Origin of the sequence: Agathobaculum sp. (genome assembly GCF_034098985.1) — a bacterium.
GTDB lineage: Bacteria > Bacillota > Clostridia > Oscillospirales > Butyricicoccaceae > Agathobaculum.
In genome coordinates, this window is sequence record NZ_JAXEOA010000012.1 from 111,076 (window position 1) to 117,593 (window position 6,518).

Below are 6,518 nucleotides of genomic sequence, written 5' to 3' on the forward strand. Positions count from 1 at the left end.
AAGAAAAACAGTGAGGTAAGTAGGTAACATGGAGAAAAAGAGAAGTAGTTTTTCCAGCCGCATCGGCTTTGTGCTGGCGGCGGCGGGCTCGGCGGTCGGGCTGGGCAATATCTGGCGGTTCCCGTATCTGGCCGCGAAATACGGCGGCGGCATTTTCCTGCTGGTGTATTTGATTCTGGCGGTCACGTTCGGCTTTGCGCTCATGATCACCGAAATCACCATCGGCCGGAAGACCGGGCTTTCCTGCATCGGCGCGTACCGGACGCTGGACAAGCGTTTTTCGTTTTTAGGCTGGCTTGCATCGCTCGTGCCGGTCATCATCACGCCGTATTACTGCGTCATCGGCGGCTGGGTGATGAAATACCTGTTTGAGTATGTGTCGGGCGGCGGTGCGGCGCTCGCCGGTGGGGAGTATTTCACCGATTTCATCGGCTTTGCCGGGAACGGGATGCTGTCCACGCCGCTGTTCTGGTTTGTGCTGTATGTGCTCATCACCGCGCTCGTGGTGCTGCTGGGCGTGGAAAAGGGCATTGAAAAGGTGTCCAAGGTCATGATGCCCGTGTTGGTCGTGCTGTCCATCATCGTGGCCGTGTTCTCGCTGACCATGCCGGGTGCGATCGAGGGCCTTAAGTTCTATATCGTCCCCGATTTCAGCAACTTCTCGGGAACGACCGTGCTCGCGGCCATGGGGCAGATGTTCTATTCGATGTCGCTCGCTATGGGTATCATGATCACCTACGGGTCGTATATGCCCAAAGAAAGCAATCTGGAACGCTCGGTCGGCCAAATCGAGATTTTCGACACCGCGATCGCGTTTATCGCCGGCCTGATGATCGTGCCCGCCGTGGTGGCCTTTAACGGCGGCACGGCCGAGGGCATCAACGCCGGCCCCGGCCTGATGTTCGGCACGCTGCCCAAGGTGTTCGAGCAGATGTGGATGGGCCACATCGTCGGTCTGGTGTTCTTCCTGCTGGTGCTGTTCGCCGCGCTCACCTCGTCCATTTCACTGATGGAAACGGTTGTTTCCATCGTGCATGATAAGGCGCATCTGCCGCGCCGCGTGTGCACCGTGCTGGTCGCGATCGTCGTGCTGCTGCTCGGCGTGCCCTCGTGTCTGGGCTACGGCCCGTGGGCGTCGGTGCAGATCATGGGTATGGCGTTCCTCGATTTCTTCGATTTCATCTCGAACTCGGTGCTTATGCCGATCGTCGCGTTCCTGACCTGCATCCTGATCGGCCACGTGGTGGGAACCAAGGTCGTGTCCGACGAGGTCGAGCGGAACTTCCCATTCCGCAGAAAGCGGCTGTTTGAAGTCATGGTGCGCTGGGTCGCGCCCGTGCTGGTCGTCTGCATTCTGGCGGGCGAGCTGCTCCGCGCCGCACAGATCATCAAGATTTAACGCAGATTTTTAAACGGCATAGCTTCGGCTATGCCGTTTCTCTATAAGGCGGTGAAATGATATGAAACGGATATTTTTGGTTGAGGATGACAGGGAGATCGCAAAAAATCTTTCGCGCCTGCTTGCCGCGGAGGGATTTTCTGTTTTCCACGCGCCGACGCAGCGGCAGGCCGTGGACATGCTTGGCGGGAACGCGTTTGATCTGGCGCTGGTCGATATCTCCCTGCCGGACGGGAATGGGTTTTCTGTCTGCACGGAGATACGGCAGACGCAGGACATCCCGGTGATCTTTTTAACGGCTTCGGGCGATGAGGCAAGCGTGGTGACCGGGCTGAACATGGGCGCGGACGACTACATCACCAAGCCGTTTCGCCCCCGGGAGCTGATTGCGCGGATCGAAACGGCGTTGCGCAAAGCCGGACGCGCCGCCCCGGCATTCCAGACCGGCGGGCTGTCTGTGAATACGGCCAGCGGCATTGTGGAAAAAGACGGGAAAGAGATTTACCTGTCCGCGCTGGAATACCGTCTGCTGCTGGTTTTCGTCAACAACCCGAACAGCATTCTCACGCGCGACCATCTGCTGGATGAATTATGGGACGCGGCGGGCGAGTTTGTCACGAACAACACCCTGACGGTCTACATCAAGCGGCTGCGGGAAAAGATCGAGGACGACCCTGCCGCTCCGCGCATCATTCTGACCGTGCGCGGCTTGGGGTACCGGCTGGGAGGCGGCCATGCTGCGGAATAGGGAGATCCGGCAGATCGCCGTGCTGTTCGCTGTCATAACCGCCGCCACGGCTGCGGCAGGCTTTGCCATCCAGCCGGCCGCCGGGGTGCTGGCGCTCCTTTCCGCTGCTGTTTATGGCGCGGCCTTTTTTGCGTTCACCAAAGCGCGCTATCGGAAAATCGCACAGCTTACCGAGCAGATCGACCGCGTGCTGCATAATGCCGAGCATGTGTTCATCAGCGATTCGGACGAGGGAGAGCTGGCTGTCCTGCAAAGCGAGATCACCAAAATGACGCTCCGCATCCGGGAGCAGAACGACGCGCTCAGAAAAGAGAAGACCCACCTGGCTGATTCACTCGCCGATATCGCCCATCAACTCCGCACCCCGCTCACCTCCGCGAACCTGATGCTGTCCCTGCTCAAAAACGAGCCGGAGGAAACCGGGCGCAAGGCCTTGGCGCGGGAAACCGAGGAGCTGTTTCTCCAGATGGAATGGCTGATTAACTCCCTGCTTAAGCTGTCCCGGCTGGACGCGGGCATCGTGGTGTTCCAAAAAGAACGCATCGGCATAAGCGGCTTGCTGCACACGGCGCTCCGCCCATTTCAAATATCCATGGAGCTGCATCATATTGAAGCTTCCATCGTCGCACCCGAGGGGGCGGCGGTCTGGGGAGATGCCGGCTGGCTGCTCGAGGCGGTTCGGAACATTTTAAAAAACTGCTTGGAAAACACCGGGGACAACGGCAGGCTGGAACTTTCCTGTGAGGATACCGCGCTGTTCACACAGATCACAATGCGCGACAGCGGCGCGGGCTTTTCAGAAAAAGACCTGCCCCGGCTGTTTGACCGGTTTTACCGCGGGAAAAGCGCGGGCGCTTCAGGCTACGGCATCGGCCTAGCGCTCTGTAAAACCATCATCACCCGGCAGGGTGGGACGGTGACCGCCAAAAACCATCCGCAGGGAGGCGCGGTCTTTGTCATCCGGTTTCCAAAGTGACAGATCTCTCACCAGAAAGTCACGGAAATGTAAGTGTGAAGTTCTATGATATGGGCAGACCAACAGAAAGGGGCTCCCGGAATGGAATTTTTACAAATTGAAGAGCTGTGCAAGGTCTACGGCAAAGGGGAAAACCAGGTCGCCGCGCTGGATCATGTATCGCTCACCATTGAAAAAGGGGAATTCGCCGCGATCATCGGATCGTCGGGTTCGGGAAAATCCACCCTGCTGCACGCCATTGCGGGCGTGGATATGCCGACAAGCGGAAAGGTATATCTGGACGGTCAGGACGTTTACGCACAAAGCAAGGAAAAGCTTGCGGTGTTCCGCAGGCGGCAGGTCGGGCTGATCTACCAGTTCCACAACCTGATCCCCACGCTGAACGTGGTGGAAAATATCACGCTGCCGATCCTGATGGACAATCGCAAGGTGAACCGCGAGCGGCTGGAGGATCTGCTGGAGCTGCTTGGCCTGCAGGACAGGACCACGCATCTGCCCAACCAGCTTTCCGGCGGACAGCAGCAGCGCGTCGCCATTGGCCGCGCATTGATGAACGCGCCGGCCGTCATGCTGGCCGACGAGCCGACCGGCAGCCTGGACAGCCGCAACGGGCAGGAGATCATCCGCCTGCTGAAAGAGAGCCACTGCAAATACCGGCAAACGCTGCTGATTGTCACCCATGATGAGAACATCGCGCTGCAGGCCGACCGGATCATCACCATTGCAGACGGCAAAGTGACGCGGGATGAGAGGCCGGTGGCGCGGCTATGAACATTTTTCATAAAGTAGCGCTGCAAGGATTGAAGAAAAATCGGACGCGGACGCTGGTGACCATCATCGGCGTGGCGCTGTCCGCAGCCCTGATCACGGCGGTCGCGGCTTTCGGCACCTCCCTGCTTCAGTTTATGATGAACACCTCGATCGCAAAAAGCGGCGATTGGCACGTAGAATTTCTGGACGCGGACGCCGCGTTCGCGCAGCAGCGGGCACAGGACGGCGGGGTTTTAAACGCCGCACAGTTTGACAATATCGGCTACGCGGCGCTGGAGGGCCTGAAAAGCCCCGAAAAGCCTTATCTATTTATCGCCGGTTTTGAAACGGAGACCTTTGATACCCTGCCGGTGAGCCTGATCTCCGGCAGGCTGCCGGAAAACAGCGGGGAAATCTTGCTCCCCGACCATCTTGCCGTCAAAGGCGGCCTGCGGTTTGCAGTGGGCGATACGCTTTCGCTTGCAGCCGGCCTTCGCCGGGACGGGGAACAGACCCTGAGCCAGCACGACCCGTTTCGCGCCGGCGAGACGCTTGTGTCCACAGAGGAAAAGAGATACACGGTTGTTGGCACCTATGGAAGAGCCGGGTTTGAGGAGCATGACGCGCCGGGCTATACCGTGATCACCAGAGCCGACCCCGCAGCGCGGACAGACAGCCGCAGCCTGTTCCTGAAGCTCCAAAATCCGCGCGGCGTGCGGGCATATGCGGATGCGCTTGCGGGCGGTGGCACGTATGTGCTCAACGAGGACGTGCTGCGCTTTTTGGGCGTTTCGGATAACCGGCTGTTCAACACCCTGCTGTATTCAGTAGGCGGGATATTAATGGCAATCATCATGATCGGCTCGGTCTTTCTCATTTATAATTCGTTCAACATCTCGCTGAGCGAGCGCACCCATCAGTTCGGCATCCTCATGTCTGTGGGCGCCACTGGAAAGCAGCTGCGGGGCGCTGTGCTGTTCGAGGGGCTGTGCATCGGCGCCGCCGGCATTCCGCTCGGGATTTTGGCCGGGGTCGGCGGCATTGGGCTTTTGCTGCCCATCATAGCTGAAAATTTCAGCACGATGACGAGCAGCGCCGTGCCGCTGACCTTATCGGTCTCCGTTCCCGCTCTGCTGGCTGCTGCTGCGGTCAGCCTGGCGACAATCCTGCTCTCGGCGTATATCCCGGCCAGAAAAGCCGCCGACATGCCGGTTATGGCGTGCATCCGGCAGACGGGCGAAATCAAAACGGAGGCAAAGGCTGTAAAAACGTCGATGGCCACGCAGCGCCTGTTCGGCTTAGAGGGCATGCTTGCCCGGAAGAATTTCAAGCGGAACAAAAGGCGCTACCGCAGCGTTGTGCTCTCGCTGACGCTGAGCGTCGTGCTGTTCGTATCGGGAAGCGCGTTTGGAAGCACGCTCAAGCTGCTTTCAAAAGAATTAACCGTGGAAATGGACGGCGATCTCTCTTTTTATACCCAGGATATGGGGGAAGCTGAAGTGCTGCGGCTGTATGACAGGCTGAAAACCGCGGGCGGGATCTATAAAAGCACGTATCAGGCAGATGCGACCTATCCCTGCGCCGCGCGCGGCCTGCCTGAGGCGTTTATGGAAACTTATCGGAACGCCGTGGGGCAGGAAAGCACAGAGCAGGCGTTGGAGCTGCCTCTCGAGGTTCAGTTTATTGAAGACAGCATCTATTTCGATTTTATTCAAAACCTTGGCCTGCCCGCTGCGGACTATACCGGCGAAAACGCAAAGGTTTTGGCCTTGGCGGTGGATACGGCCGAACACAAAACCCATCTCACGAACAGGGAAGCCGAGTTTACGCTCCGCTCTGCCTCCGGGGAGCAGGCGCACACGGTCCGCGCCACGTTTGTGGACAGCTATCCGCTGGACCCGCTGCCGCGGGACTCGTCCGCCAAGGAGCCGGCTTACGCGCTTATGGCGGTCGCGCCGTGGCAGCTCAAGCCGCAGTTTGACGCGCTGGGCGCGCCCGAGAAGCTTGGGCTGACGTTGTGGGCGAAGAATCCCGCCGCGTCCATGGCGGAGATCCAGTCGATTATCGAAGAAACGGGCGTGGACGCGGCCTATACCCTGCTCAACCTGTCCGCGGCCGTCGATTTGTTCCGCAGCGGCACCTTTGTGGTAGACGTGTTCACCTATGTGTTTGTCATCATGATCTCGCTAATCGCGGTCGCCAACGTCTTTAACACGATTTCCACCAATATCCGGCTGCGGCGGCGCGAGCTGGCCATGCTCCGTTCGGTGGGGATGAGCGAGCGCGGTTTTTATAGAATGATGAACTATGAATGCGCCTTTTACGGAATGCGGACGCTGCTGTTCGGGGTTCCGGTCGCGGGAGTCCTGTCGTATTGGATCCACACAGGGCTGATGGCGGCGGAACAGCTGGACAACCATCCGTTTGTATTTCCGTGGGGCAGCATGGCCGTCAGCGTGCTGGGTGTGTTCCTGATCGTTTTTATCACCATGCTCTATGCGACAAACAAGATCAGAAAGGAAAATATCATCGACGCACTGCGGGATGACATGACCTGAGAAGAAAAGCGGCGCCAATACGTTAAAAAGGAAAATAGGCGCGTTAGGCGGCCTCAGGCGTTGGGGGGTTTGCGCGCGGGGGTGCGG

5 protein-coding genes are annotated in these 6,518 nt (G+C 58.7%); all 5 read left to right on the forward strand.

Translation table 11 applies throughout. The features are described from left to right. Positions 1 to 28: 28 nt before the first annotated feature. Positions 29 to 1,399 (forward strand): sodium-dependent transporter, encoded by a 1,371-nt coding sequence (locus SO058_RS03365; protein ID WP_320841584.1) that lies wholly within the window; start codon positions 29 to 31, stop codon positions 1,397 to 1,399. 61 nt (positions 1,400 to 1,460) lie between these two features. After that, positions 1,461 to 2,147: a response regulator transcription factor gene (locus SO058_RS03370; protein WP_320841585.1), complete on the forward strand. Its 687-nt coding sequence runs from the start codon at positions 1,461 to 1,463 to the stop codon at positions 2,145 to 2,147. Beyond that, positions 2,134 to 3,123: a sensor histidine kinase gene (locus SO058_RS03375; protein ID WP_320841586.1), complete on the forward strand. Its 990-nt coding sequence runs from the start codon at positions 2,134 to 2,136 to the stop codon at positions 3,121 to 3,123. The genes SO058_RS03370 and SO058_RS03375 overlap by 14 nt, the downstream gene beginning before the upstream one ends. Before the next feature lie 81 nt (positions 3,124 to 3,204). Then, entirely contained in the window at positions 3,205 to 3,894 is a 690-nt protein-coding gene (locus SO058_RS03380; RefSeq protein WP_320841587.1) for an ABC transporter ATP-binding protein, read from the forward strand. After that, complete coding sequence (locus SO058_RS03385) at positions 3,891 to 6,431, forward strand: ABC transporter permease (protein ID WP_320841588.1); 2,541 nt, start codon at positions 3,891 to 3,893, stop codon at positions 6,429 to 6,431. Before SO058_RS03380 ends, SO058_RS03385 begins: the two co-directional genes overlap by 4 nt. Positions 6,432 to 6,518: the final 87 nt, after the last annotated feature.